General features: G+C 68.6%; 22 protein-coding genes. 11 read left to right on the top strand and 11 right to left on the bottom strand.

What is annotated here, in order from left to right:
- Positions 1-194 precede the first annotated feature (194 nt).
- From LTV02_RS04550 to LTV02_RS04560, 3 genes are all read left to right on the top strand, one after another.
- Positions 195-2,183 carry an APC family permease gene (locus LTV02_RS04550; RefSeq protein WP_233038662.1) on the top strand — a complete coding sequence of 663 codons (1,989 nt, stop codon included), beginning with the start codon at positions 195-197 and terminating at the stop codon, positions 2,181-2,183.
- A complete protein-coding gene (locus LTV02_RS04555) occupies positions 2,180-3,562 on the top strand; it encodes a class I SAM-dependent RNA methyltransferase (RefSeq protein WP_233038663.1) in 1,383 nt (460 codons plus the stop codon). Before LTV02_RS04550 ends, LTV02_RS04555 begins: the two co-directional genes overlap by 4 nt.
- Before the next feature lie 358 nt (positions 3,563-3,920).
- Positions 3,921-4,745: an acyl-CoA thioesterase gene (locus LTV02_RS04560; RefSeq protein ID WP_233038664.1), complete on the top strand. Its 825-nt coding sequence runs from the start codon at positions 3,921-3,923 to the stop codon at positions 4,743-4,745.
- Here LTV02_RS04560 and LTV02_RS04565 read toward each other — a convergent pair.
- On the bottom strand, positions 4,735-5,499 hold the full coding sequence (locus LTV02_RS04565; protein WP_233038665.1) for an NADPH-dependent F420 reductase: 765 nt from the start codon (positions 5,497-5,499) through the stop codon (positions 4,735-4,737). The genes LTV02_RS04560 and LTV02_RS04565 overlap by 11 nt on opposite strands.
- Here LTV02_RS04565 and LTV02_RS04570 point away from each other — a divergent pair.
- Both LTV02_RS04570 and LTV02_RS04575 read left to right on the top strand, forming a co-directional pair.
- Entirely contained in the window at positions 5,477-5,800 is a 324-nt protein-coding gene (locus tag LTV02_RS04570) for a hypothetical protein (protein WP_233038666.1), read from the top strand. The two genes, LTV02_RS04565 and LTV02_RS04570, sit on opposite strands and share 23 nt — an antisense overlap.
- A 9-nt stretch (positions 5,801-5,809) precedes the next feature.
- Complete coding sequence (locus LTV02_RS04575; protein ID WP_233038667.1) at positions 5,810-6,637, top strand: helix-turn-helix domain-containing protein; 828 nt, start codon at positions 5,810-5,812, stop codon at positions 6,635-6,637.
- Positions 6,638-6,835: 198 nt separating this feature from the next.
- Here the strand turns inward: LTV02_RS04575 and LTV02_RS04580 are convergent, their stop codons facing one another.
- From LTV02_RS04580 to LTV02_RS04600, 5 genes are all read right to left on the bottom strand, one after another.
- Entirely contained in the window at positions 6,836-7,510 is a 675-nt protein-coding gene (locus tag LTV02_RS04580) for an SIMPL domain-containing protein (RefSeq protein WP_233038668.1), read from the bottom strand.
- Positions 7,511-7,711: 201 nt separating this feature from the next.
- Complete coding sequence (locus LTV02_RS04585) at positions 7,712-8,494, bottom strand: acyl-[acyl-carrier-protein] thioesterase (RefSeq protein ID WP_233038669.1); 783 nt, start codon at positions 8,492-8,494, stop codon at positions 7,712-7,714.
- A gap of 116 nt (positions 8,495-8,610) precedes the next feature.
- Positions 8,611-9,735 carry an epoxide hydrolase family protein gene (locus LTV02_RS04590; RefSeq protein ID WP_233038670.1) on the bottom strand — a complete coding sequence of 375 codons (1,125 nt, stop codon included), beginning with the start codon at positions 9,733-9,735 and terminating at the stop codon, positions 8,611-8,613.
- Positions 9,736-9,831: 96 nt separating this feature from the next.
- The gene (locus LTV02_RS04595) at positions 9,832-10,656 is read right to left on the bottom strand and encodes a DUF6777 domain-containing protein (RefSeq protein WP_233038671.1); all 825 of its coding nucleotides are present in this window, start codon (positions 10,654-10,656) and stop codon (positions 9,832-9,834) included.
- A 132-nt stretch (positions 10,657-10,788) separates the two neighbouring features.
- Positions 10,789-11,364 (bottom strand): winged helix-turn-helix transcriptional regulator, encoded by a 576-nt coding sequence (locus LTV02_RS04600; RefSeq protein ID WP_233038672.1) that lies wholly within the window; start codon positions 11,362-11,364, stop codon positions 10,789-10,791.
- Positions 11,365-11,456: 92 nt separating this feature from the next.
- Here LTV02_RS04600 and LTV02_RS04605 point away from each other — a divergent pair, with 92 nt between their 5' ends.
- Entirely contained in the window at positions 11,457-12,668 is a 1,212-nt protein-coding gene (locus LTV02_RS04605) for a pyridoxal phosphate-dependent aminotransferase (RefSeq protein WP_233038673.1), read from the top strand.
- Positions 12,669-12,677: 9 nt separating this feature from the next.
- Here the strand turns inward: LTV02_RS04605 and LTV02_RS04610 are convergent, their stop codons facing one another.
- Positions 12,678-13,715 carry a beta-ketoacyl-ACP synthase III gene (locus LTV02_RS04610; protein ID WP_233038674.1) on the bottom strand — a complete coding sequence of 346 codons (1,038 nt, stop codon included), beginning with the start codon at positions 13,713-13,715 and terminating at the stop codon, positions 12,678-12,680.
- 85 nt (positions 13,716-13,800) lie between these two features.
- Here LTV02_RS04610 and LTV02_RS04615 point away from each other — a divergent pair, with 85 nt between their 5' ends.
- Entirely contained in the window at positions 13,801-14,382 is a 582-nt protein-coding gene (locus tag LTV02_RS04615) for a TetR/AcrR family transcriptional regulator (RefSeq protein ID WP_233038675.1), read from the top strand.
- A complete protein-coding gene (locus tag LTV02_RS04620; RefSeq protein ID WP_233038676.1) occupies positions 14,382-14,894 on the top strand; it encodes a P-loop NTPase family protein in 513 nt (170 codons plus the stop codon). The genes LTV02_RS04615 and LTV02_RS04620 overlap by 1 nt, the downstream gene beginning before the upstream one ends.
- 164 nt (positions 14,895-15,058) lie before the next feature.
- Here the strand turns inward: LTV02_RS04620 and LTV02_RS04625 are convergent, their stop codons facing one another.
- Positions 15,059-15,577, bottom strand: coding sequence for a DnaJ family domain-containing protein (locus LTV02_RS04625; RefSeq protein ID WP_233038677.1), 519 nt, complete (start codon positions 15,575-15,577; stop codon positions 15,059-15,061).
- An 85-nt stretch (positions 15,578-15,662) separates the two neighbouring features.
- Between LTV02_RS04625 and LTV02_RS04630 the strand changes: the two genes are divergently transcribed.
- Complete coding sequence (locus tag LTV02_RS04630) at positions 15,663-16,628, top strand: serine hydrolase (protein ID WP_233038678.1); 966 nt, start codon at positions 15,663-15,665, stop codon at positions 16,626-16,628.
- A gap of 2 nt (positions 16,629-16,630) precedes the next feature.
- On the opposite strand, the gene glsA is transcribed toward LTV02_RS04630, so the two are convergent.
- Positions 16,631-18,499 (bottom strand): glutaminase A, encoded by a 1,869-nt coding sequence (gene glsA / locus LTV02_RS04635; protein ID WP_233038679.1) that lies wholly within the window; start codon positions 18,497-18,499, stop codon positions 16,631-16,633.
- A gap of 149 nt (positions 18,500-18,648) precedes the next feature.
- On the opposite strand from glsA, the gene dxs reads away from it, so the two are divergent.
- Positions 18,649-20,616, top strand: a complete 1,968-nt coding sequence (dxs, locus tag LTV02_RS04640; RefSeq protein WP_233041478.1) for a 1-deoxy-D-xylulose-5-phosphate synthase — start codon at positions 18,649-18,651, stop codon at positions 20,614-20,616.
- 114 nt (positions 20,617-20,730) lie between these two features.
- Positions 20,731-21,534: an enoyl-CoA hydratase gene (locus LTV02_RS04645; protein ID WP_233038680.1), complete on the top strand. Its 804-nt coding sequence runs from the start codon at positions 20,731-20,733 to the stop codon at positions 21,532-21,534.
- A 19-nt stretch (positions 21,535-21,553) separates the two neighbouring features.
- Here LTV02_RS04645 and LTV02_RS04650 read toward each other — a convergent pair whose 3' ends face one another.
- Positions 21,554-22,339, bottom strand: coding sequence for a CPBP family intramembrane glutamic endopeptidase (locus LTV02_RS04650; RefSeq protein WP_233038681.1), 786 nt, complete (start codon positions 22,337-22,339; stop codon positions 21,554-21,556).
- A gap of 291 nt (positions 22,340-22,630) precedes the next feature.
- Positions 22,631-23,881 carry an HRDC domain-containing protein gene (locus tag LTV02_RS04655; protein WP_233038682.1) on the bottom strand — a complete coding sequence of 417 codons (1,251 nt, stop codon included), beginning with the start codon at positions 23,879-23,881 and terminating at the stop codon, positions 22,631-22,633.
- Positions 23,882-23,971: the final 90 nt, after the last annotated feature.

Consider the following 23,971-nt stretch of genomic DNA (forward strand, 5'->3'; position numbering starts at 1 on the left):
TGTGCGGTCTGGTTGCTCTTGTCCGGGTGGCAACCGTACCGCTCGAGTTTTTCCCGAGGCACTTTCCCCCTCCGGTCTTGCTTCAAACGCAATCGGAAAAAGCTCACATCCCTCACGGGCCACCCTACGACCCGGAAACCGAACCCGCCGCGCCGTGGACGCGACATGACAACCACTGCCTTATGCTCGCAGGAGTGTCGAAGTTGACGACGGCCGCCAAACGCATGCTGGTTGGCCGCCCATTCCGTAGCGATTCGCTCGGTCATACCCTGTTGCCGAAGCGAATCGCGCTCCCGGTCTTCGCGTCCGACGCGCTCTCGTCGGTGGCGTACGCGCCCGAGGAAATCTTCCTGGTGCTCTCGGTGTCCGGATTGTCCGCTTACGCCTATGCCCCCTGGGTCGGTGTGGCGGTGGCGCTGGTCATGGCCGTCGTGGTGGCCAGCTACCGGCAGAACGTGCACGCCTACCCCTCCGGCGGCGGCGACTACGAGGTGGCGACCAAGAATCTCGGGCCCACCGCGGGCCTGACGGTGGGCAGCGCGCTGCTGGTGGATTACGTACTGACCGTGGCGGTGTCGATTTCCTCGGCGGCCTCCAATATCGGCTCGGCCGTGCCGTTCGTCTCGACGCACAAGGTCTTGTTCGCGGTGGCGGCGATCGTGATCCTCACCGCAATCAATCTGCGCGGGGTACGGGAATCCGGCACCGCCTTCGCGATTCCCACCTACGCCTTCATGATCGGCATGTTCGTCATGCTGCTGTGGGGATTCACCCGCATCGGGATTCTGGGCGAGCAGGTGCACGCCGAGTCCTACGGATTCGGGTTGAAGGCCGAGGAAGAGCATCTGGCCGGTATCGCCTTCGTATTCCTGATCGCCCGCGCGTTCTCCTCCGGATGTGCCGCGCTGACCGGTGTGGAAGCCATCAGCAATGGCGTGCCCGCATTCCGGAAACCGAAGTCGCGCAATGCCGCCACGACGCTGTTGCTGCTGGGCACCATTGCCATCTCGCTTTTCATGGGCATGATCGTGCTCACCCAGAAGGTGGGCATCGTGTACGCCCACAACACCGCCGACCTGATCGGCGCGCCGGCCGGCTACGAGCAGAAGACGCTGGTCGCGCAGCTCGCGGGCGCGGTGTTCGACGGGTTCCCGCTCGGGTTCTACTTCATCACCATCGTCACCGCGCTGATCCTGGTGCTGGCGGCCAACACCGCCTTCAACGGGTTCCCGGTGCTCGGATCCATCCTGGCGCAGGACCGGTTCCTGCCGCGCCAGCTGCACACCCGTGGCGATCGGCTGGCGTTCTCCAACGGCATCATCTTCCTGGCGGGGGCGGCCATCGCGTTCGTGGTGCTGTTCGGGGCCGAGGTGACCAAGCTCATCCAGCTCTACATCGTCGGCGTGTTCGTCTCGTTCGTGCTGAGCCAGACCGGCATGCTGCGGCATTGGACGCGCCTGCTGCGCACCGAGACCGATCCGGCGCAGCGGTCGCGGATGAAGCGGTCCCGGGTGATCAATGCCATCGGCCTGACCATGACGGCGACCGTGCTGGTCATCGTGCTGCTCACCAAGTTCCTGGCCGGGGCGTGGATCGCCATCGTGACCATGCTGGCGATCTTCGTGCTGATGAAGCTGATTCACCGGCATTACGACACCGTGGCGCGGGAGCTCGACGAAACCGATTGGGACGGTGTGCTGCCCAGCCGGACGCATTCCATCGTGCTGGTCTCGAAGCTGCATCTGCCGACCAAGCGGGCGCTGTCGTACGCGCGGGCCACGCGGCCGGACACCCTCGAGGCCATCACGGTGAACGTGGACGAGCCCGATACCCGGGCGCTGGTGCGGGAATGGGAGCGCAGCGATATCGCGGTGCCGCTCAAGGTGATCGAATCGCCGTATCGCGAGATCACCAAGCCGGTGGTGGATTACGTTAAGCGGCTGCGCAAGGACGCGCCGCGCGACATCGTCACCGTGTTCATTCCCGAATACGTGGTGGGTCACTGGTGGGAGCAGTTGCTGCACAACCAGAGTGCGCTGCGGCTCAAGGGGCGGCTGCTGTTCGAGCCCGGCGTGATGGTGACCAGCGTGCCGTGGCAGCTCAGCTCCTCGGCCCGGGCCGCCCGGCCGCGTTCGGTGATCGCGCCCGGATCGGTGCGGCGTGGTTTCGGAGACGAAGGGTGAGCCGGTCCGGAAGCGACTGGTACGGGGAGATTTTCGAGGTCCGGCTCGGGGCGCCCGGGCACGGCGGGTTCTGTGTGGCCCGGCACGAGGGCCGGGTGCTGTTCGTGCGGCACGGCCTGCCCGGTGAACTGGTGCGCGCCCAGGTGACCGAGGATCGCGGCGGATCGTTCTGCCGCGCCGAGGCCATCGAGATCCTGGAGGCGTCCCCCGACCGCATCCCCGCCACCTGCCCGGTCTCCGGACCCGGCGGCGCGGGCTGCTGCGATTTCGCCTTCGCCACCCCGGCTGCCCAGCGGGCGCTCAAGGCGTCCGTGGTGGCCGAACAGCTGCGGCGGCTCGCGGGCTGGGAGCCGGAGATCACCGTCGAATCGATCGGCCCCGCCGCTGAATTCGGCGGCTGGCGCTCCCGGGTCCGGCTGGCCGTCGACGCCCAGGGCCGCGCGGGCGTGCATGCCTTCCGCAGCACCGACGTGATCGCCGACCTGCGCTGCCCGCAGCCCATGCCCGGCGCGATGGACGGCATCGCCGACCGGAAGTGGACGCCCGGCGCGGAACTGGTGGTGGCCGTCGACGGCGACGGCACCCGGCACCTCATCGAACTCGCGCCCGCCGAGATGGATTCGGCCGGTGGCCGCGGCGGCCGCGACCGGCGCGAAAACCGGGGCCGGCAGGCAGGTTCGGGGCGTCATGGCGGTGCCGGCCGCAACGGCGGCTCGGGTCGCGATGGTGGACGGCGCGGTGGGGACAGGCGAAGCACGGCCGCGCGCCGGGCCGCCGCCCACAGCGAACGGGCGGAACGGATCGTCGAGGGCGACGGCCGCGCGGTGCAGTACGTCGGCGGCCGCCGCTGGGAACTGTCCGCCACCGGCTTCTGGCAGCCGCACTACGGTGCGGCGCAGCGCTATTCCGATGTCGTCGCCGAATGGTCCGATGCGGCTCCCGGCGCGCTGGCCTGGGACCTCTACTGCGGCGTCGGCGTGTTCGCCGCGCGCCTGGGCGACCAGGTCGGTTCGTCCGGTGCGGTGCACGGCGTCGAGTTCGCACGTACGGCGGTCGCCGAAGGCAAGGCATCACTGCGCGATATGCGGCAGGTCGAGCTGCGCGCCGAGCGGGTGGAGCGGTGGATCACCGAACAACCCGCCCTCGCCCCGGACGTCGTGGTCCTCGACCCGCCGCGTGCGGGGGCGGGCAAGGATGTGATCAACGCGCTGACCGAACGGGCCCCGCGCCGTATCGTCCACATCGGCTGCGACCCGGCCTCTTTCGCCCGCGACCTGGGCCTCTACCAGTCCGCCGGGTACGCCCCATCGGCCCTGCGCGTATTCGACGCCTTCCCCTCCACCCACCACGTGGAGTGCATCGCTCTCCTCGAGCGCTGACGCACAGCGAGCTTGCTCGGGGAGTGGACGCCGACCACAGCGTGTCGCCTGGTGCGTTCCACTCATCACGCCCGGGCGAGTCGGCGGAGGTTCGACCTGGTTCGCGCCGGTGCCCGGTGCGATGCATCGCGCTGTTGGAGCGCTGGTAAGACGATCGGAGGTCGGCGTGCCGACGCGGCGCGTGGATCGTGGTGCCGGGCTACCCGGCGGATGCCGAGGTGGACCAGGCGATTGCTGGACCGGAGGGAGCCGTCCGGGCTTGCGCGGCGCGCCGGTGAACAGGTGCTGACCCCTGATGTCGGCGTCGGTCGCGGGGGTGGGCGTGGGCGGCGTCTGAACAGTGTCTAGTTTGTGTGTCATGGCGACCGACGCTGCTCCGACGCATCCCTTCGATACCGCTGTCGCGCTGAAATCCGGGACACCCGGTGTTTTCGCGGGGCGGACCACGCCCGACTACGGGAATATGGTGGGGCCGTTCGGAGGGATCACGGCTGCGACATTGTTGCAGGCGGTGCTGGATCATCCGGAGCGGCTGGGGGATCCGATCTCGCTGACGGTGAACTTCGCGGGACCGATCGCGGAGGGGGAGTTCGAGATCGTCGCGGAGGCGGTGCGGACCAATCGGAGTACGCAGCATTGGGTGGTGTCGTTGCGGCAGGGGGCGGAGACGAATGCGACCGCCACCGTGGTGACCGGTACCCGCCGGGACAGCTGGGCGGCTACCGAGCGGGAGGCGCCGGACGTCGGGTGTGCCGAGTCGGTCCCCGTGCAGGAGGTTCCGGAGGGGTTCATCGCCTGGTTGCGGAATTACGAGATGCGGTTCGTCGAGGGTGGGATGGATGCGATCGCGGCCGGGGAGGCCGCCGGGTCACAGACCACGCTGTGGATTCGTGACGCGCCCGCGCGGTCGCTGGATTTCGCGAGCCTGACGGCCATGTCCGACGCGTTCTTCCCGCGCGTCTTCGTGCGCTTGGGCCGGATGGTGCCCGCCAGTACCGTTTCGCTGACCGTGTACTTCCATGCCGATGCCGAACTGCTTGCCGTACAGGGGGATCGGCCGGTGCTGGCGAGTGCGCGGGCGACGCGGTTCGGCGGCGGCTACTTCGATCAGGCGGGTGAATTGTGGAGCGCCGACGGTGAACTGCTGGTCACAACGCATCAGATGGTCTATTTCAAGGCTTGACGACCGGCTGGTTCGCGGACGGGAAACGGGTGTCCGCCGGGCGCTGACGGGTCGCGCCGTCGAGCAGATCGCGCAGGCGGGTCCGCGGGATGACCAGGCCGGGGGTGTGGTAGGTCCACGTCAGGAACTCGGCCACATCGACGGCTGGGATATGCCCGAGGTAGGGCTCGACGTAGGCGGGCGTGCCGGGTTCCATCCGCCAGCTGTCGGCGAGTGGGCCGACTTCGACGGCGTCGTAACCGATTCGGTCGAGGAAGGCGGTCGCCTCGAACAGCGCCGCCGGGTCGTCGGCGGCGAGGGGCAGTGCGCTGCGATCCGGGGCATCGGCGGGGCGGGCGAGGGTCGCCAGCTGATGCGGGGTAATGGTGTTGAACGCCTTCACGATTCGCGAACCCGGCAGGGTGCGTTGCAGCAGCGCGCTCGAAGTCATTGCGGCGCTGTCGAGTTCGGCCAGGTGACCGTCGCGTTCGGGGTAGTAGTTGGCGGTGTCCAGCACGATGCGCCCGGCCAGGTCGGCGGCGGGCAGTGCGCCGAACGCGGTCAGGGGGATGGCCGCGACGAGCAGGTCCGCGGCGCGGGCGGCCGCGGCGGGTGTCGCGGCGCGGGCGTGTGGGCCGAGTTCGGCTACCACCTCGTCGAGAGTGCGCGGATCGCGGGAATTGCTCAGCACGACGTCGTATCCGGCGGCCACCGCCAGCCGGGCGACGGTGCCGCCGATCATTCCGCTGCCGATGAATCCGATGGTCCGGGACATAGTTTCGCTCCTGGTCGAGGGGATGGGCGAGATCAGCTTCCGGCGCTGGCGCTCCGGCAGCCAGGTCCGGGCGCTGAGTACGCACGGCATGATCACCTTGCGGCGCTGGTGCTCCGCTGCCGCGCCCGGATTCGGCGATCGGTTCGGCGCCCTCGCCGTAGCCCGCCACTCCAGCATTCGCCGCGCAGCTGCACATCACCGAAGCCGCGGCCTCGGCGGCGGTCGCGCACATCGAAAAACAGCGGGCAGCCAGGTCCGGTCGCCGAGTACGTCCGGCGTGATCACCCTGCGCCGGGCGTAAAGTCGGACTGTGAACGATCGAGCCGAGCTGAGCGGATTCCTCACCTCACGCCGGGCTCGCTTGCGGCCCGCCGAGGTCGGATTACCGGATTACGGTCGTACTCGGCGGGTGGCGGGGCTGCGGCGCGAGGAACTGGCGCGGCTGGCCGGGGTGAGCATCGCCCATTACACGCGGCTGGAACAGGGCCGGAGCGAACAGGTTTCGGACGAGGTGCTCGATGCGATCGGTGTGGCGCTGCGGCTGGACGGCGACGAGCTGGACTACCTGCATCAGCTGGCCCGCCGCCCGCAGCATTGCCCCGATCCGGAGGCGACGCCCGAGGTGAGTGCGGGGGTACGGCATCTGCTGGAATCGATGGTGCTGACACCGGCTGTCCTGCTGGGGCGGTATACCCAGATCATCGCGTGGAATCCGCTGGCGGCAGCGTTATTCGGTGATTTCGCGGCCGTGCCCGAGGAGCGCCGCACCCTCACCCACCTGCTGTTCACCGACGACCGGTACCGCGAGTTGTACGGTGCGGGCTGGGAATCGGCGGCCCACGACCATGTCGCGCATCTGCGGGTGCTCTTCGGTCGCTATCGCGGCGATGCCCGGGTTATCGCTCACATCACCGAAATACTTTCCTCCAGTGTCGAATTCGAGCGGCTGTGGTCGTCGCATCCGGTGGCTCGCACCCGTTCGCGGACCACCCACCTGCACCATCCGCAAGCCGGTGAACTACTCCTGCACGCCGAACTCGTCTCACTCCCGGAGGCCCCGGCCTGCTGCGGCCTGGACATGTACGCGGCCGAGCCGGGTTCGAATTCCGAAGCCGCACTGCGAAACCTGGCCGCCTGACCGCAGTTCGACGCGGCAGTGCTGGGGTCGGCCGCCGCGAAAATCGGCTGCCACAACCCCGCGCACGTCCGCGTCAGGATCGGCTGCGAGGTGACCCGAACCGTCTGAGTTCAGTTGCCAGGTGCTTCGAACGGTCTGGGTTCAGTTTTCGGGTGCTTCGAAGGGTCCGGGTTCAGTTTTCGGGTGCCGCGAACTGTCTCAGTTCAGTCGCCACGTGACCTGCACCGTCGCCGAGAGCTGACTTTCGCCCAGCTCCACCGGCACCGGGGCCGCACCCATGGGCGCCGACTTCGCGACGAACGCGATCTCCCGATTCACCGGAGCCGCACCCACATTCTCGGTGATCTCCACCACCGCGCCGAGGGAGCGACCGGCGCGCGCGGCGTAGCGCTCGGCCTTGGCGAGAGCATCGTCCCACGCCGAATCCCGCGCGGTGGCAACCAATTCCGCCTCGTCCGCGACCGCCAGGGTGAGCCCGCCCAGCCGCACATCGTCGCCGCCCGCGTCCACCGCATGCGCGATGATCGCCGCCGGCCCACTGTCGGACTTGGCCGCGCCGGTCCCGATATCGCGCAAGGTCACCGTCAGCGATGTACTGGCCAGATACCCGATCACCCGTTCGCGATTCCCGTCCGTCCACACCGTCTCGGTGCGCACCGACAGCCCACTGGTGCCGATATCGCGCCCCTGCACCCCGTCGGCGCGCAACGCGGCGGTGATCGCCTCCGTACGCTCCCCGGCCCGCGCATACGCGGCGGCCACCGTCTCGGCGCGGCTCTCGACCGACACCGTCACCCGCATGAGGTCGGGCGTGGCGCTGGCGCTCCCAGAACCGGACATCGTAATGGTGCCCGCGGTGTCGGTGCTGCTCACAAGTCCTCCTGAATCGATCCCGGCACGTCCGGGCCGATGCTACCGACGCCCGGCGAATGCCCAGGTCCGCCGCGCGGGTAGGGGAAGGAAGCGGAAACCCGGGGCGGCTGTGCGGCGGTCCCGGATGCGCCGAACGCCAGTGCGGTGCACGGTGCGGGGCGATGCGGCGGCCCTGATCGAGTGGGCGCGCTGCTGAATCCCCTATTCGGTGGCGCGGAGCTGCGCTACGGCGCGGACGTCACCTTCGACCGAGAACCACATTGTCACGGCATCGGAGGTGCGGGCGGTGTGGATGTCGAGCTGCTGCCCGGAGCGGATGGGTTTGTTGTACTCGAGGACGAAGCGGTGCGGGGCCGCGGTGAACTGCGTTGCGTCGGCGGTGAACTCGTGCACGGCATGCCAGTAGGCGGTGTTCGTGACATGACCGAAGTGGTCGATATCGGTGCGCCGCAAGGGGAATCGCACGCCGGCGGCGAGCGGGAGCGGTTCGTTCAACCACTGCTTCCAGCGCAGCCGCCGCTCATCGGTGGTCGTGCACATGAGCTCGAAGAACTCGTCCGCCACCCGCGACGGGCTCATCGTCTCCTTGTTCATGTGAATCCAGAAACCCTCGGTCTCGACCAGCCCGCCGTTGTCGGCGTCGATCCGCACCCGCATGGTGCACCAGCGCGGCGAGATCCCCGAACACCAACGGCGCAAACGCAATTGAGCGGGCCAGGCGATGGGCCGGATCACGTCGATGACCGTGCGCCGCACGATCCAATGCGGATGCGATTCCAGCGCATCGCAGTGCACCAGGTGATCGACCCCGGCGTCCTGGATGTGCCGGGCGATGCCATCGATCCGCAGGCCCTGGTTCTCGTCCATGTCGACGGTGCCGAGCCGGCGCGTGACGTCGAAGATGTGCCCGGCGGACGGCACGGGTGCGAGCGGCTGCCGTGCCGGATCGGCCGCGAGCAGCGGTGGAGCGACGAGCTGGTTCATCGGCAGACCTCCGGAAATCCGTACGGGAGCGGGGTTGCGCAGAGCTGAAGACGCTGTCGCCCCCGAGAGTAATACGGATGCCGGCCGGTTCCGGGTTCGGCCGTGGGGTGGGTCGCCTACCGCAGCGGTCCGAAGAAGGCCCGCAGATCACCGGCGAGTTCGGCGGGCGCTTCCATGGCGGGAAAGTGCAGCCCCTGCCCGAACTCGCTCCAGTGCGCGTCGGGCGGTGCGGGCACCACCCGGCGCACGGTCTCGTCCGCGCCGAACACCGCGAACCCCTGCGGCACGGCCGGCGCCGCACCCCAATCCGCGGAATGCGCCTGCTCGTACAGGGTGTGCGCCGCGCTGGCCCCCGACCCGGTGAACCAGTACAGGCTGACCGTGGTCAGCAGCTGATCCCGGTCGATCGGCAGATCCGTCCACTCCTCGAACTTCTCCGCGATCCACGCCAATTGCAGCAGCGGCGAATCCACCAGCCCGTATCCGATGGTCCGCGGCCGCGTGTTCTGAATCGCCAGATACCCGGAGCCGTCCCGCCGGAACTGATCCATGCGTGTGAGGATCACCTTGTCCACCGGATCGTCCGGATCGAGCCGTTCGGCCATCCCCGGCAGGAAGGTCGCGGTATTGGCGGCGGTCAGCGGATCGGTCACCACATGCACCCCCGTCACATGCTCACCGTCCAGCCCCGCCACGGCCCCCGAAACCCCCGCCCCCACATCGCCCCCGTGCACCCCATACCGCTCGTACCCCAGCCGCGCCATCAACTGCACCCAGGCCCGCGCCGTCCGCGTCATCGTCCACCCCGACCCCGCCAGCGGCGTCGAGAACGCGTACCCCGGCAGCGAAGGCGCCACCACATGGAACGCCGGCCCCTCCCGCGGCTCGATCAGCTGCGGAATCAACTCCCAGAACTCCGCCACCGAACTCGGATACCCGTGCGTGATCAGCAGCGGCTGCGCATCCGCCCGCGTCGACCGCACATGCAGAAAATGAATATGCTGCCCGTCGATCTCCGTCACATATTGCGGAAACCCGTTCAACCGCTCTTCCTGTCCCCGCCAATCGAATTCGCTCCGCCAATACCCCGCCAGCTCCCGCAGATAATCCACCGGCACCCCCCGCTCCCACCCCGTCCCCGGCAGCGCCCCCGCCCACCGCGCCCGATCGAGCCGCTCGTGCAGATACTCGAGTTCGGACTGCGGCACATCGATGCGAAATTCACGAATTTCAGTACTCATCAGCGTTTTCCGTTCTCTCCCCGCGATCCCACCACGAACATTTCGGGCTCGTGGCGGAACCGGAGGAAGGTGGCGGAAACGATTCCTGAGCCCGGATCACCGGCCGCTCGGCCGGACGGTGACCGAGGGTGGTCGGTCGCTCCGGCCGTTCGTGCCGACGGGGCGATCGAAAGCCGTACCGCCGGTGAGGTCGGCGAGGGTGAGGGCGGTCAGGCGGTCGGGTGTGGGTGTCACGACGATGACCGTTGCCTTGTCGAAACCGGTCCAGGGTGTGCCCGAGTACACCGGGCGCAGTTCGAGTGATGTCGATACCGTCAGTGGTGATCCGCTGCGTCCGCGGACCCGGGGCACACCGTAGGCGTCGATGAAGACCGAAGTGCCGCGCTGCAGGACGGTTTCGAAGGGGGTGACCTTGCCGTCGCGGAATTCGTGATCGGTGACCCGGATGTCGAACCGCAGTAGCGCCGGCGTCAGTCCGCGTAGGTATACGGTCAGGTCTTCTTCCGTGAGCGTGCCGGTGCCCGCCCATCGGAACTCGGTGTCATCGGTGAAGGCGCGCACCACGCCTCGGCGTTCGGCCGCGTGATTGGCGTAGTAGTCGATCAGCGTCTCCGCATTCGCGGTGGCTTGATCCCGGAACCCGCCGTACACGCCTGGCTCGTCGCCCGGGATCCGGACTCCGCCCGCCGTTTTCGTCCCGGCGCGGGCGGGCAACGCCGAGGTCGATGGGACGGCCTGTGCCGCGCCTTCGACGGGTGTGGTGGTCAGGAAGGGGTGGATACCGCCGAAGTCGGCTGCCTGGTGCAGGACCCCGGCCAGTGGTTCGTCCTCGGCGATGAGTCTCAGCGCGGCGATAACCACGACGACCGTGCCGACGAGGAGCCACCCGGCCGCCTGCAGCAAGGGCAGGTATTTGCGCATGGGCGTCTCCTGTCGACCGATCCGGCGGTCTTCCAGGATGCCGCGAAATACGCTGGGCCGCTTCGGATGCCCCGGGAAGTCGGGGCATTGTCGCGGGCCCCGAATTCCGGGGGCACAGATCGGGCGGCGGGGTCAGGCGGGTTCTGCGATATCGGCGAGTTCACCGGTGCCGGTGGCGATCTCGATGGCCTCGGTGAGGGTCAGATGGAGTTCGTGATCGGGGGTGGGGGCGGGCCCGTCGTGATGGGTGATGCCGGCGTCGGTGATCTCGTAATGCAGCGCGGTGTCGCCGATCTGCACGGTGATGATGCCGGGGCCGTGGGCGGCGGCGAGCGCGCGGCCCAGCGGCAGCGCGAACCAGTGGGCGCGCACCGCGTCGGTGCTGCGGCGTTCGCCCAGCAGGGGAGTGCCCCAGGCGGAGAGGGTGTCCAGGACCGGGCGCAGGTCCGCACCGGTGTCGGTGAGTTCGTAGACGGCGGTGGTGGCGCGCGGGCCGGCCTTGCGGCGGGTGAGGATGCCGTCGCGTTCGAGTTCCTTGAGGCGGGTGGCGAGCATGTCGGTGCTGATGCCGGGGAGGTCGGCGAACAGGTCGCTGTAGCGGCGTGGGCCGGAACTCAATTCGCGGACCACCAGCAGGCTCCAGCGGTCGCCGATGACGTCGAGGGCCCGGCTGACGGCGCAGTAGTGGTCGTAGGTGCGGCGCGGCATGTGACTACTGTAGCGTTCTGCTTGGAAAAACCAAGTGCATTCTTGGGAAATCCAAGTAGAGTGTGCGGCAACGTATCCGGAAGGGGATGTCCATGCAGGTCAAGCAGTCGAGCAAGCTCGCGGGAGTGTCGTACGAGATTCGTGGCCCGGTCGCAGAGCATGCCGCACGGCTGGAGGCCGAGGGGCATCACGTGGTGAAGCTGAACACCGGCAACCCGCTGCCGTTCGGGTTCGAGGCGCCCGCGGAGATCCTGCAGGACATGGTCCGCAACCTGCCCGCGTCGAGCGGTTACTCCTCGTCCAAGGGCCTGCTGTCGGCGCGGCGCGCGGTGGTGCAGTACTACCAGACGCTCGGCGTCACCGAGGTGGACGTGGAGGAGGTGTTCCTCGGCAACGGCGTCTCCGAACTCATCATGATGGCCATGACGGCGCTGCTGGAGAACGGCGACGAGGTGCTGGTGCCCTCGCCGGACTTCCCGCTCTGGACCGCCGCGACCGCGTTGAACGGTGGCCGCCCGGTGCATTACGTGTGCGACGAGGGCGCGGACTGGGCCCCGGACGTGGCCGATATCGAGTCCAAGATCACCGATCGGACCCGGGCCATCGTCATCATCAACCCCAACAACCCGACGGGCGCGGTGTATTCGCCCGAGGTGCTGCGCGCCATCCTCGAGGTGGCCCGCCGCCACAATCTGGTGGTCTTCTCCGACGAGATCTACGACAAGATCCTCTACGACGGCCTCACCCACACCGCCACGGCCGCCCTCGCCCCGGACCTGATCTGCCTGACCTTCTCCGGGCTCTCGAAGTCCTACCGCGCGGCGGGATTCCGCGGCGGCTGGCTGGTGGTGTCCGGGCCGACCGAGCACGCCGAGAACTATCTCGAGGGCCTCACCATGCTCGCGGGCCTGCGCCTGTGCGCGAATGTGCCCGCGCAGCAGGCGATTCAGGCCGCGCTCGGCGGGCATCAGAGCATCTACGATCTCACCGCGCCCGGCGGCCGGCTGCTCGATCAGCGCGACCGCACCTGGGAGGCGCTCAATGCCATCCCGGGCATCTCGTGCGTGAAACCCAAAGGCGCGCTGTACGCTTTCCCGCGCATCGACCTGAACGTCTACCCGATCCACGACGACGAGAAGTTCGTGCTCGACCTGCTGCTGCAGGAGAAGATCCACATCGTGCAGGGCACCGGATTCAACTGGGCGCGCCCGGATCACTTCCGCATCGTCACCCTGCCGCACGCCGATGATCTGGAAGCGATCATCGAGCGCATCGGCAGGTTCCTGGCGACTTACCGCCAGTAGCGATCACTCTCAGGCGATGCCGGGCAGGCGCACCACCTGTCCGGCGTAGGCCAGGCCCGCGCCGAAACCGAGCAGCAGCGCGGTATCGCCCTTCTTCGCGCCGCCGGAGCGGATGAGCTCCTCCATGGCCATCGGGATGGAGGCGGCGCTGGTGTTACCGGTCTCGACGATATCCTTTGCGACAGCGACGTTCTCGGGCATGTGCAGCGCCCGCACCAGCGCCTCGGTGATGCGGATATTGGCCTGATGCGGCACGAACGCGTCCAGGTCGGCGACGCTCACGCCCGCCTTGTCCAGCGCGTCCCGGCACGCCTTCTCCAAAAACGTGACGGCCCAGCGGAATACGGCGGTGCCGTTCATCCGGATGTAGGGTCGCACGGAGGTGCCGCCGGTGCGCTCGGCCTCGGCGACCTCGGCGAAGTACTGCTGGAAGTCCTTGTCCTGCTTGATGGCCGCGGTCTGGCTGCCGTCCGAACCCCAGGCCACCGGCCCGATGCCCTCTTCCTCGGACGGTCCCACCACGACCGCGCCCGCGCCGTCGGCGAAGATGAACGCGCAGGTGCGGTCGGAGGTGTCGAGCAGGTCCGAGAGCCGTTCCACGCCGATCACCAGCACGTACCGGGACTGCCCGGAACGCACCAGTGCGGCGGCGTCGCCGAGCGCGTAGCAGAAGCCCGCGCAACCGGCCGACACGTCGAAGGCGGCGGTGTCGTGCATGCCGAGTTCGGTGGCGACCACGGCGCCCGCGGACGGTCCGAGCACCATCTGCGAGGAGGTGGCCAGCACCACGGTGTCGATCTGTTCGGCGGTGATGCCCGCCGCGGTGAGCGCGTCGCGGGAGGCGGCGACGCTCATGGACACGATGGTCTCGTCGGCGTCGGCCCAGCGGCGGGCGGCGATGCCGGAGCGGGTGCGAATCCACTCGTCGGAGGAATCGATGCGGTCGATGATCTCGGCATTGGGCACCACCCGGCGCGGGCGGTAGGCGCCCAGGCCGAGGATGGCGGCGTGCGTGACCGGGGCTGCGGTGGCGATGGTCGCGGGCATGGCTTCCTCTCGTGTGTGAACCGATCGGTTCACAGGGTTAACGTCTAACATGGACCGATCGGTTCACACAAGGGCTGGAGGATTTTTGACCGCAGGACCCCGCGCTCGGCTGATCTCGAGCACCATTGCCGCGGTGCAGGAACACGGCGTGCATGCCGCCGGCCTGAGTGAGCTGCTCAAACGCAGCAATGCCTCCCGCAATTCGCTGTATCAGCACTTCCCCGCGGGCAAGGGGGAGTTGATCGAGACGGCCGCGAAAATCGTGTCGCGGTTGGTGTACAACCACCTCAGCCGCATGGCCGACGCCCTCGCCGCCGCACCCGATCCGGACAAGTGGCTTACCGACCTGTTCGCCTTCTGGCGCAACGAGCTGGAAGCCAGCGATTACCGGGCCGGATCGTTCATGATGGCCGCCGCCCTCGACGAACTCGATCCCACCGTCCAGTCCGCCGCCGGTCAGGCCTTCGCCGAATGGACCGGTCGCCTCACCGAGGGCCTGGCCGCCGCCGGCGTGGACCGCGCGTCCGCCCCCGCCCTGGCGGGTCTGCTGGTGTCGGTCATCGAGGGCGTGATCGTGCAGAGCCGCGCCCTGAAATCGAGCCACCCTTTCGACGATGCCCGCACCCAGCTCGCCATCCTCCTCGCCCAGCACCTCCCCGCCCGCTGATGCGCCGCATCCTGGTCTCCGGCATCTCCGGCGCGGGCAAAACCACCCTGGCCACGAAACTTGCCGCCCGCCTGCACCTTCCACGCTATGAACTCGATGCCCTGCACCATGGCCCCGGCTGGGTCAAACGCCCCGAATTCGAAGCCGAAGTAGACGCCTTCTCCCGCACCGACGCCTGGATCACCGAAGACCAGTACTTCCGCACCCTCGGCGGCCTCCTCTGGTCCCGCGCCGACACCTTCGTCTGGCTCGACTTCCCCCGCTCCACCGTCATGCCCCGCGTCATCCGCCGCTCGGTCACCCGCACCCTCACCCGCCGCGAGCTCTGGAACGGCAATCGCGAATCCGCCCGCAACTGGCTCGAACCCGACCACCCCATGCGCTGGGCCTGGTCCCAGCACGCCACCCGCCGCGCCGACACCGAAGCCCGCCTCCCGGACTACCCTCATCTCACTGTCATCCGCCTGAGCACGGCGCGGGAAGCCGACGCCTGGCTCCGCGCGATTCCCTGATCGCAGGCGTGCACCCAGCTCCGCCAGGCAATCTCGTCCCCGTCATTCCGGCATGCTCTCAGCCGGAATCCACACGGTTCGCTGGGATAGGGTTCCCGGCAAAAGCACGCCGGGATGACGAGAAGGGGCACGCCGGGATGACGAGGGGGAGGTCCCTCGGGATCTCAGGGGGTGCGCCCGAAAAGCCTCCGCCACCAACTGGTTCCGTCCCGCCCTGAAGGCGGGATGCGATTCTCGGTGCGCGATTCCGCGGACGCCACCCGAGCTGCCCGCACCGCTGCACGCTCGGCCTTCCACTCCGCGACCACGTCCTCCACCCGCACCGGCGCGACCGGTACCGGCGGCCCGCTGGGCATCCGCAGCCAGCGCACAATGCGGTCGTTGAGCTCGGAGACCGCTTCTCGCACTTCGCGTTCGGACCGCATGCCTCGCACGTTCTCCAGGAGCCGTTCGCGGTCGCGGCGCAGCACTATCGACTCGGGTAGCAGGGCGTCCGCGCTGAGTCCCTCACGCTCGAGTGCGGACCGCAGCCACCACCCGTCATCCGCCGCCCCCGGCGGTATCGGTTGCCCGGCCCCGGGCAGATCATCGAATTCGCCCCGCTCGGCCGATTCGCGGATCTGCTTGTCGATCCACGACTCGAAGGTGAGATCGGGCGGTTTGCGCTCCGTCACGCCTGCCATCATACCGAAGTGATCTAGCCGCAGGTCACGCCGAAATTCCTCGTTCGCTTGCTGAAACCTGTTCGGCACGGCTAGCTTTCGGCGGGTGGAAAAGATCACCAGGCGAACCCTGTTGGCGGCGAGCACGATCGCGGCGGGCGGGTTGTTGGGGGCGGGGGTCGCGGGGGCGGAGCCGTCGGCGGCGGGCGGGGCGTTCGACGCGGAGTTCCGGGCGGTGGCCAGGGCGGCGGGTGGGCGATGGCATGCGTATGTGACGGAGCTGGGGTCGGGGGAGCGGACGGCCGTGGTCGAGGAGGACGCGGATTTCGTGATCGAGGGGGCCAGTGTGCAGAAGCTGGCGGTGATGGCGGGGGTGATGGCCGAGGTCGATGCGGGGCGGTTACGGCTCACGGACACAACGACTCTCGATGAGGCGAGCATCATGGAGGGGAGCGGGATCTATCTGAATCAGCCGGCGTTCGGGGATCAGGTGACCGTCGCCGGTCTGCTCACTTCCATGCTGCAGGTGTCGGACAATACGGCGGTGCGGCTGCTGGCGCGGTTCGTGCCGGGGGAGACCATCAACGGGAATCTGGCGAAGCTCGGATTCGAGAAGACCCGGGTGGAGGTGATTCCCGGGGAGGAACGGTTCTATCTGGGCGTGACCACGCCCCGGGAGAACAACGACCTGCTGTACCGGCTGGCCTCGGGGACCCTGCTGTCGAAGGATTCGACGCAGGCGATCCTGCGCGTCATGAGCTGGTCGGGCGTCGGCTACACCGATGGCGTCCGCCGCTACATGTCCTCGGGCGAACGGGCGCGTTTCGCCACCAAATTCGGTGCGGCCGATGATCGCCGGCACGAGACCGGGGTGATGTTCGACGAGAACGGCGCACCGCTGCTGGCGTTCTCGTTCTTCGCCGATCGAGCGCCCGACGCGGGCAACTACGGCGGCACCAATCCGATCGTCGCCGCGCATGCGGCCCTGGGGCGCTTCATGATCGACACCTACAAGGGCTTGTCGCCCTTGCGCCCCTACGTGAACCCCAAGGTGATCGCCGGGGGTCACTGACCTCAGATGCCGCCGTGCGCGGCCAGCGCCCGGACGGCGGCGTCGGCCTGCGCGTAGGCCGCGGCGGCCAGCCGTTCCAGCAGCGCCAGTTTCACTTCGGGCGCCTGCCCGGTGAGCAGATCGAACCGGTCCGGCGGCAGCACCGCCAGCCGCACGGTCGATTCCGCGTACACGTCATTGGCGAACCGCACCCCGGCCAGCATCGACATCTCACCGAACGACATGCCCGCGCTCAACGTGACCAGGCGATGCCGCCGATGCTCGCGATCGTCGAAGGTGAACCGCACCCGCCCGGACAGGATCAGGAACAACCCGCAGCGCGGACTGTCGTGCGCCACGATGCGTTCCCCGCGCGCCACCGTCCGCGTCTCGAATTCCTTGGCCAGCAGCAGCCGTTCGTCCTCCGGCATGGCCGCCAGCGCCGGATGCTCGGCCACCGCGTAGGCGGCGGGCGTGCGCTCGTCCTCGGGCGTGTGCTCGTCCAGAATGATCTGCTCGCACCATTCGGTGGCGGCATCGCGGTCGATGAACACCCGCCCTTGCGGATCGGCGGGGTCCAGGCTCGACACCAGCCGCCCGAGCTTGGCGTCCGGATCGACCAGCGCCACCCGGGTGCCCGCCGCGGCGAGTTCCGATTGCAGATCGTCGAGCATCCGGATGGCGATGGCGCTCACATCCCCGACCTCGCGCAGATCCAGCACCAGCGCCGCCAGTTCGCCCGGAGTGTGCTCCACCGCCCGCACCGTGGATTCCGCGCCCGCGAACAACAGATCGCCGTGCAGTTCGAAAATGCGCGCCCGATCCCCGAACCGGCGCAGCACCGCCAGCTCCTCGGGCTCCCGCCGCAACCGCGACGGCGCTTCGGCCACCGAATACGCGGCGCGAATGGCGGTGCGCGCGGCCCGCGACACGTGCAGGAAGTGCAAGCCCAATCGCGTCGAAAGCTCCCGGCAGGCCTTCACCCCGCGCACACTGCTGCCGTGCTCGTCCAAGCGTGGCGAATACACCGCTATCCCGATCTGCCCGGGCAGCACCGCCAGAATCCCGCCGCCCACACCGCTTTTCGCGGGCAGCCCGACCGTGGTCACCCAGTCGCCCGCCGCGTCGTACATGCCGCAGGTGGTCATCACCGACAGCACCTGCTCGACCAGCGGCCCCGACAGCGCGCGTTCCCGGGTGAGCGGATTCACCCCGTTATTGGCCAAGGTCGCCGCCATCATGGCCAGATCGCGACAGGTGACGTCGATGGAACACTGCCGGAAATACCGGTCGACCGCTTCGTCCGGATCGATATCGATGATCCCCGCCCCGCGCAGCAGATACCCGATGGCCCGATTGCGGTACCCGGTCCGCGCCTCGGAGGCGTACACCTCCTCGTTCAGGCGCAGCTCCCGCCCCGCGAATCGGCTGTAACTGCGCCGGATTCGCGTGAACCGGTCCTCCGCGTCCCGCCCGGTGATCAGCGACGCGGCGGTGATCGCCCCGGCATTGATCATCGGGTTGCGCGGCCGCTGCGTGCGCGGATCCAGGCTGATCTCGTTGAACGGCTCCCCGGACGGCTCCACATCGATGCGTTCGGAGACCGCGTCCAGCCCCCGATCCGCGAGCGCCAGTGCGTAGGTGAACGGTTTCGAGATCGACTGAATCGTGAAGCAGGTGTCCAGATCTCCGCTCCCGTACACCCGCCCGTCCGCCGTCGCGAGGCAGACGCCGAACGAATCCGGTTGCACCGCCGCCAGTTCCGGGATGTAGTCGGCGAGCGCGCCCGAGGTGTCGGATCGGCACAATTCGTACACTTCGTCGATCAAGCGCGCCACAACGCCGCTGGTAGCAAGCCCGGAGCCGTCGAAGATCGGTGCGGAAGGTGCCACCGCGCCACTGTATCCGGGTAGAGTGTGCCAAGCCTCACATTCCTTGCGGATGTCGCAGGTGGGTTTCGTTCCTGGCGTCGGGGGTCGGGCGGGGCTCCGTAGACTGTTGCAAACACAGGAGACATCCGGAGGGAGCAATAGCCGTGGGAGTGCTTTCCCGGGTCGACACGCCCGAGGACTTGCGCCGGCTGTCGGTACCGGAGCTGCGTGAGTTGGCGGAGGAGATTCGCGAGTTCCTGGTGCGCAAAGTCGCGGCGACGGGCGGGCATCTGGGGCCGAACCTGGGTGTCGTCGAGCTCACCATCGCGCTGCATCGCGTATTCGACTCGCCTGCCGACCCGATCATCTTCGATACCGGTCACCAGTCGTATGTCCACAAGATCCTGACCGGACGCAAGGACGGCTTCGACACGCTGCGCAAGCAGGGCGGGCTGTCCGGGTATCCGTGCCGCGCCGAGAGCGCGCACGACTGGGTCGAGTCCTCGCACGCGTCGGCCTCGCTGTCCTATGCCGACGGGCTGGCCAAGGCGTTCGATCTGACCCGGCAGAAGCGGTCGGTGGTGGCGGTCGTCGGTGATGGCGCGCTGACCGGCGGCATGTGCTGGGAGGCGTTGAACAATATCGCCGCCGGGCAGGATCGCTCGGTGGTCATCGTGGTCAACGACAACGGGCGGTCCTATGCGCCGACCATCGGCGGTTTGGCCGATCGGCTGGCCGGACTGCGCATGCAGCCCGCCTACGAGCACGCCCTCGACGCCACCAAGCGGATCGTGCAGAGCATTCCGCGGGTCGGGGATTCGGCGTATTCGATGCTGCACGCCATCAAGACCGGGATAAAGGATGCCGTCGCGCCGCAGGAGTTGTTCGGCGATATCGGGCTGAAGTACGTGGGCCCGGTGGACGGGCACGACACGGTCGCTCTCGAAGGTGCGCTGCGGCGCGCCAAGGACTTCGGCGGTCCGGTGGTGGTGCACGTGGTCACCCAGAAGGGGCGCGGGTACAAGCTCGCCGAGGAGCACGAGGCCGACCAGATGCACGCGGTCGGCAAGATGGATCCGGAAACCGGTGAGCCGGTGAGCAGTTCGGCCGGGCCGAGCTGGACTTCGGTGTTCTCCAAGGAATTGATCGCGCAGGCCGAGCAGCGGGACGACATCGTGGCGATTACCGCCGCCATGCCGGGACCGACCGGTCTGTCATCGTTCGGGGATCGCTTTCCCGAGCGCATGTTCGACGTCGGCATCGCCGAACAGCACGCCATCACCTCCGCGGCCGGTATGGCGCTGGGCGGCTTGCATCCGGTCGTGGCCATCTACTCCACGTTCCTGAACCGCGCCTTCGACCAGCTGCTCATGGACGTGGCGCTGCTGAAGCTCCCGGTCACGCTGGTGCTGGACCGCGCGGGCATCACCGGCGACGACGGCGCATCGCACAACGGCATGTGGGATCTGTCGGTGCTCGGCATCATCCCGGGCATCCGGGTCGCCGCCCCGCGCGATGCCGCCACCCTGTGCGAGGAGCTCGGCGAGGCGCTGCACATCAGCGACGGGCCGACCGCCATCCGCTTCCCCAAGGGCGCTGTGGCCGAGGAGATCTCGGCCGTCGAACGCTGCGACGGCGTCGACGTGCTGCGCCTGCCCGACACCCAGGCCGGGTCCGCCCAGTCCGCGCACGGCGATGTCCTGCTCGTCGCGGTCGGCGCGTTCGCCGACCTGGCGCTGAAGGTCGCGGATCTGCTGTCCGCCGAAGGTGTTTCGGTCACCGTCATCGACCCGCGCTGGGTGCTGCCGGTCTCCGACACCGTGGTGAAGCTGGCCGAGAACTACCGCCTGGTGGTGACCCTCGAGGACAGCGGACTGCACGGCGGCATCGGCAGCACGGTCTCGGCGCGCATGCGCGAATCCGGCGTGGACGTCCCCACCCGCGATATCGGTGTCCCGCAGCGCTTCCTGGACCACGCCTCGATCACCCAGGTCCGCCAGGAACTCGGCCTCACCCCCGGCGATATCGCCCGCCGCGTACACGGCTGGCTCGGCGACAGCGCCGAGGCCGACAAGGCGATGGCGGAAGCCGAAGCCGCACCCGTCGCGGATTCGGCGGAGCGCGCGCTCGCGGAGTAGGCAAGGTTCGAGTGAACGGGCGGCACCCTTGGGTGCCGCCCGTTTTTCGTATCCCGCGCTGCGGTTCTCGCGTAGATTCTGTAACCGGTTACAGTTTTCCGGTCAGGAGTCCGCATGACATTCGTCCTCGTCGACAAGCCGCGCCCGGGCATCGCCCTGGTCACTCTCAATCGCCCGGATCGCATGAACGCCATGGCATTCGACGTGATGATCCCGCTGCGCGAAACCCTGGAAGCGGTCGCGGCGGACAACGAGGTGCGCGCGGTGGTGCTGACGGGCGCGGGCCACGGCTTCTGCTCCGGCGCGGACCTGCAGCACGCCGGCAAGGTCCCGGGCGTGGAGGGCTTGACGAAGACCACGGTGGCCCGCCGCTCCATGGACCTGCTCAACAACGTCATGCTCACCCTCCGCCGCATGCACCAGCCGGTCATCTCCGCCATCAACGGCGCGGCCATCGGCGGCGGCTTCTGCCTGGCCATGGGCACCGATATCCGCATCGCCGCCGAGGACGCCTACTTCCGCGCCGCCGGCATCAACAACGGCCTCACCTCCGCCGAACTCGGCATCAGCTACACCCTGCCGCGCGCCATCGGCTCCACCCGCGCCTTCGAGATCATGCTCACCGGCCGCGACGTCGACGCCACCGAAGCCGAACGCATCGGCATCGTCTCCCGCGTCGTCCCCGGCGACAAACTCCTGGAAACCGCCTACGACACCGCCGAGGAGATCCTGCGCTGGAGCCGCGTCGGCGCCGAACTCACCAAACGCATGCTCTGGTCCGGCCTGGAAGCCGGCAGCTTCGAATCCCACATGCAGCACGAGGGCATGGCCCAGCTCTACGTCCGCCTCACCACCGACAACTTCGACGAAGCCATCCGCGCCCGCAAGGACCGCCGCCCACCCCACTTCGAACACTGACCAGCGCGCCCCGGCCGGGTCAGGCGGCCGCCGGTTCGATGCGTTTGCGGCCGATCAGCAGGACGACCGCGAGCACCGGGTACAACAGGATCGGCAGCAGGGTGCCCGGGTAGAAGGTCTGGTCGGCCAGGATGGCGGTGCCGCTCAGGAGGGTGAAGTCGAAGAGGCCGTGGGTGATCGAGTTGAGGACGTTGCCTCGGCTGACCCGGCGGATCAGGTAGAAGAAGTAGCCGGCGAGGCTGACCATGATCGCCTGGAGCAGGGCGGACGCGCCGTGGGTGAGGGCGTTGGTCAGGTGGACCGCGCCGAAGATCAGGCTGGACCACAGGGCGACACGGCCTTCGGTGAGGCCGTGTGCGCGCAGGGTGACGACGCCGATGCCGCGGAACATGCCCTCCTCGCCCCAGCCGACGAACTGGGTGGCGATGAGCAGGACCAGAACGTACAGCCAGCCTTTCTCGGCGAGGGCGCTGTAGCCGATGCCACCGGCGATGGCCACGGCGAACACGATCGGCACCACGCGAACCCAGGATCGGGTGGGGCGCTCGTCGCGCAGCACCGGCCGCATCCAGCCCAGATACGCGATCACGCCGTAGGTGAAGGCCAAGGCCGCGCCGAGCGGAATGATCATGCTGTAGAGCACCGCACGCGTGGACAGGAAGTCGTCCTCGCCGCTGAGATGCCGCATCAGAATCCCGCCACCCTGGATGATGACGAGGTAGGCGAGAACGATCACGGCGAACTTCGGATAGGACAGCCGCCGACCGGCAGCCACGACCGGTGCGTTGATGTGCGACGCGCTCATGGCCAAAACCTAGACGCGTCAGACATGGCGGCCGGTGATTTCATCCGAAACACGCGATTCGCCACCCGCTCCGTCCATTGCCACAAGGACTTTCGTCCGGCCACCGGCAATTTGCCCTGTGCTGCGGAATGTTTCGCCACGGTGGAGGGGACCACGCCGCAGCGTCGGGGCCGGGTGGCGCCGCTGCTCCCGTCGGCCGCCGAGGCCGGACTTCGGAGCGAGGCCCGCGCCAGACGAGCGGCCCGAGGTGAGGGCTCGGGCGGGCAGGCCAGACCCTGATGCGGGCTCGGGTCAGGCCTTGGGCGCGGGATAGAGGGCGGCGGCCAGCCGGGGGACGGCGAGTTCACGCTGCCAGGCGCGGGCGCCGCCGGCGGCCAGATAGTCGTCGATCAGTCGCGGCGCGTCGCCATTGGTCACGGTCAGTGGGAGCCCGTCCCAGCACATACGGCGCAGCAGATCGGGGGTGAGCAGATTCTCGACCGGGATCGATACCTCGGTGGACAGCTCGGTCATGGCGGCGCGGGCGCTCTGCAGGCGGGCGGCGGCGGCCGGATCGCGCCGTTCCCACCGATTCACCGGCGGCGGGCCGTCGAACGGCTGGGTGAGCGGCGGCAGCTCGGTGTCGGGCAGGGCGCGGGCGCGCTCGACCGCGCCCAGCCATTCGCGGGAGTAGCGGCGCTGTCTGGGCCCGCCGAAGATCGGCAGCGCGCGCAGCTGCGCGATGGTCTTGGGTTCGCCGGTCGCCGCGGAAACGATGGCGGAGTCGGGGAGGATGCGGGCCGGGGCCACATCGCGCAGCCGGGCCAGCCGGTCGCGGGTGGTCCACAATTCGCGCACGATGGCGAGCTGGCGGGTGCGGCGCAGGGTGTGGATGCCGGAGGTGCGCCGCCAGCGATCGGCCTTCGGTGCGGACGGTTCGGCCAGCCGTACGTGCTCGAATTCCTGCGCGGCCCAATCGGTTTTGCCTTGCAGTTCGAGTTCCACCGCGACCGCGTCGCGCAGTTCGAGCAGCAGCTCCACATCGAGGGCCGCGTAGTTCAGCCACTCGTCGGGCAGCGGGCGGGTGGACCAGTCGGCGGCCCCGTGCCCCTTGCGCAGTTCGCGCCCGAGCAATCGTTCCACCATGGCGGCCAGACCGACCCGCTCGTATCCGGCCAGTCGCCCGCCCAGTTCGGTGTCGAACAGCCGCGCCGGGTACAGCCCCAGTTCCGCCAGCCCGGGCAGATCCTGATCGGCGGAATGCAGCACCCATTCCAGGCCGTTGATGGCGTCCGCGAGCGGCGTCAGCGCCTCGTCCACCGGCACCGGATCGATGAGGAAGCTGCCCGCGCCCGCGCGCCGCAACTGGATCAGATAGGCGCGATTGGAGTAGCGGAACCCGGAAGCGCGTTCGGCGTCGACCGCCAGCGGACCCGTGCCGGCGGCCAAGCGGCGCGCGGCGTCGGCGATTTGGGCGGGGTTGTCCAATACCGGCGGCACACCGTCCACTGGCGCGAGCAAGGGGACCGCGACGGTGGCTTCGGGTTCTTCTGGTACGGACATGGTCTTGAACTTTACGGGTAGGGCGGGAATGGGCCCGCGTCCCGTCGATAATCGGCTGACCGGCACGCGGCTGTGCGCTGTTCGGAATCG

The sequence above is a fragment of the Nocardia yamanashiensis genome (assembly GCF_021183565.1).
In the GTDB taxonomy this organism is placed as follows: Bacteria; Actinomycetota; Actinomycetes; order Mycobacteriales; family Mycobacteriaceae; genus Nocardia; species Nocardia yamanashiensis.

Excerpts from the sequence above, each read along its gene's own strand:
- LTV02_RS04560 (WP_233038664.1), top strand. The coding sequence starts at position 3,921 with ATGGCGACCGACGCTGCTCCGACGCATCCCTTCGATACCGCTGTCGCG.
- LTV02_RS04570 (WP_233038666.1), top strand. The coding sequence starts at position 5,477 with ATGAATCCGATGGTCCGGGACATAGTTTCGCTCCTGGTCGAGGGGATG.
- LTV02_RS04565 (WP_233038665.1), bottom strand. The coding sequence starts at position 5,499 with ATGTCCCGGACCATCGGATTCATCGGCAGCGGAATGATCGGCGGCACC.
- LTV02_RS04585 (WP_233038669.1), bottom strand. The coding sequence starts at position 8,494 with ATGAACCAGCTCGTCGCTCCACCGCTGCTCGCGGCCGATCCGGCACGG.
- LTV02_RS04590 (WP_233038670.1), bottom strand. The coding sequence starts at position 9,735 with ATGAGTACTGAAATTCGTGAATTTCGCATCGATGTGCCGCAGTCCGAA.
- LTV02_RS04595 (WP_233038671.1), bottom strand. The coding sequence starts at position 10,656 with ATGCGCAAATACCTGCCCTTGCTGCAGGCGGCCGGGTGGCTCCTCGTC.
- LTV02_RS04600 (WP_233038672.1), bottom strand. The coding sequence starts at position 11,364 with ATGCCGCGCCGCACCTACGACCACTACTGCGCCGTCAGCCGGGCCCTC.
- LTV02_RS04605 (WP_233038673.1), top strand. The coding sequence starts at position 11,457 with ATGCAGGTCAAGCAGTCGAGCAAGCTCGCGGGAGTGTCGTACGAGATT.
- LTV02_RS04610 (WP_233038674.1), bottom strand. The coding sequence starts at position 13,715 with ATGCCCGCGACCATCGCCACCGCAGCCCCGGTCACGCACGCCGCCATC.
- LTV02_RS04620 (WP_233038676.1), top strand. The coding sequence starts at position 14,382 with ATGCGCCGCATCCTGGTCTCCGGCATCTCCGGCGCGGGCAAAACCACC.
- LTV02_RS04625 (WP_233038677.1), bottom strand. The coding sequence starts at position 15,577 with ATGGCAGGCGTGACGGAGCGCAAACCGCCCGATCTCACCTTCGAGTCG.
- LTV02_RS04645 (WP_233038680.1), top strand. The coding sequence starts at position 20,731 with ATGACATTCGTCCTCGTCGACAAGCCGCGCCCGGGCATCGCCCTGGTC.
- LTV02_RS04650 (WP_233038681.1), bottom strand. The coding sequence starts at position 22,339 with ATGAGCGCGTCGCACATCAACGCACCGGTCGTGGCTGCCGGTCGGCGG.
- LTV02_RS04655 (WP_233038682.1), bottom strand. The coding sequence starts at position 23,881 with ATGTCCGTACCAGAAGAACCCGAAGCCACCGTCGCGGTCCCCTTGCTC.